This is a genomic window from Bradyrhizobium sp. CCBAU 51745 (genome assembly GCF_028128715.1).
Classification (GTDB): domain Bacteria; phylum Pseudomonadota; class Alphaproteobacteria; order Rhizobiales; family Xanthobacteraceae; genus Bradyrhizobium; species Bradyrhizobium manausense.
The window spans coordinates 1-2,200 of record NZ_LBJP01000042.1; the positions used below are offsets into that span (position 1 = coordinate 1).

A 2,200-nucleotide genomic window follows, 5' to 3' on the forward strand; every position below is an offset into this window, starting at 1 on the left:
GTGCGGATTCCGCTCGATGTCGCCCACCATTCCGAGATGATCTCGCCCACCATTCCGATTTGAAGTCGCCCGCCCGTTCCGAGATGATGTCGCCCACCATTCCGGGATGATGTCGCCCGGGTGACGAGACCTCTTCTGGCTCCCATAGGGTCAACCCTTTCGGCTTTGCGAAGGGGACCTGGATGCCGACGGAGAGGCTTGCGATGCGCCGTGTGCGCGATGTGATCAGAATGAAGGCGGCCGGGCTACCGAGCCGCGAGATTGCGCGACGGGTGGGCGCGGCACCCTCGACGGTGCGGCTGGCGCTCCGGCGGTTCGAGGCCGCGGGCTTGAGCTGGCCGTTGCCAGACGACGTCACCGACACGGTTCTGGAACTTCGCCTGTTCGCCAAGACCGGCAATGGCAACCGTCAGGGTCACCGCCGCATCGCCGAGCCCGACTGGGCGACCGTGCACCGCGAGCTCAAACGCAAGCACGTGACGCTGTCGATCCTGTGGGAGGAATATATCGCCACCGAGCCCGGCGGATACCGGTACTCGCGCTTCTGTGAGCTCTACCGCGCCTGGGAGGGCCGTCTGTCGGTGACGATGCGCCAGGCCCATGTGGCTGGCGACAAGCTGTTCGTCGACTACGCCGGCGATGGCGTGCCGGTGGTGGTCGACCGCCTGACCGGTGAGCGCAGAACGGCGCAGATCTTCGTCGCCGTGCTCGGCGCATCGAGCTTCACCTACGCGCAGGCGACGTGGACGCAGGGGCTCGCCGACTGGATCAGCGCCCATGTTGGCGCCTTCGCGGCGATCGGCGGCATACCGGCGCTGCTGGTGCCCGACAACACCAAGGTCGCGGTCATCAAGGCGAGCCTGTACGACCCGCAGATCAATCGTACCTATGCGGAGATGGCGGCGCATTACGGCACCGCCATCTTGCCGGCGCGGCCGCGCAAGCCGCGCGACAAGGCCAAGGTCGAGCAGGCCGTCCTCATCGTCGAGCGCTGGCTGCTCGGTCGCCTGCGTCATCGCACCTTCTACAGCCTGGCCGAGGTCAATGCGGCGATCGGCGAACTGCTCACGAGGCTGAACGAGGAACGGCCGATCCGACGGCTCGGCGTGACACGCCGCCGGTTGCTCGAGGAGGTCGACCGGCCGGCGCTCAAGCCATTGCCGGTGTCCCCCTACGTCCTCGCCGAGTGGCGGATCCGCCGCGTCAGTCTCGATTACCACGTCGAGGTGGAGAAGCATTACTACAGCGTTCCGCATCGCTTCGCCCGCGCCGAGGTCGAGGTGCGGTTCACGGCCCGCACCGTCGAGATCTTCCACAAAGGCGAGCGGATCGCCGCGCATCAGCGCATGAGCGGCAATCACAAACACACCACCGTGCCGGAGCACATGGCCTCCAGCCATCGGCGCTACGCCGGCTGGACCATCGCGCGTATCCGCCAGGACGCCGCCGCGATCGGGCCGGCGACCAGCGCGTTGTGCGACCTCATTCTCGACGAGCGCTCGCACCCCGAGCAAGGCTTCCGCGCCTGCCTCGGCATCCTCAGGCTCGCCGCCTCCTATGGGCGCGAACGGCTGGACGCCGCGGCTGCGCGGGCGATCGACATCGGCGCGCGCACCTATGGCTCGGTCAAGTCGATCCTCGCCAATAATCTCGATCGGCGTCCTGCTCACCAGCGCTCCGCGGACGATGCGCCGATCCTGCATGCCAACATCCGCGGACCGCGCTACTACAATTAGGAGATCATCCCTTGCTCACCCATCCGACCCTCGACCGCCTCAACGCCCTCGGCCTCCACGGCATGGCCAAGGCCTTCGCCGACATCGAAGCCACCGGTGAGGCCGCAAGCCTCGGTCACGCCGAATGGCTTGCTCTGCTGCTCGAACGTGAAGCCTCGCTGCGGCACGACAAACGGCTCGCCACCCGCCTGCGCTACGCCAAACTGCGCCAGCAGGCGTGCGTCGAGGACATCGACTACCGCACCCCGCGCGGTCTCGACCGTCCGCTGTTCGCCAAGCTTGTCGAGGGCCGCTGGATCGACGACCACGTCAATCTCCTGATCTGCGGCCCGGCCGGCGTCGGCAAGAGTTGGCTCGCCTCGGCGCTCGGCCACAAGGCCTGTCGCGACAATCGTTCCGTGCTCTATCAGCGCGTCCCGCGCCTGTTCGACGATCTGGCGCTCGCCCGCGGCGACGGTCGCCAT

2 protein-coding genes are annotated in these 2,200 nt (G+C 67.4%); both read left to right on the forward strand.

From position 1 onward, the window contains the following. Positions 1-203 precede the first annotated feature (203 nt). Positions 204-1,736, forward strand: coding sequence for an IS21 family transposase (istA, locus tag XH98_RS13005; RefSeq protein WP_271597275.1), 1,533 nt, complete (start codon positions 204-206; stop codon positions 1,734-1,736). 11 nt (positions 1,737-1,747) lie between these two features. After that, on the forward strand, positions 1,748-2,200 hold a 453-nt coding region (locus XH98_RS13010), incomplete at its 3' end, for an ATP-binding protein (RefSeq protein ID WP_271618823.1).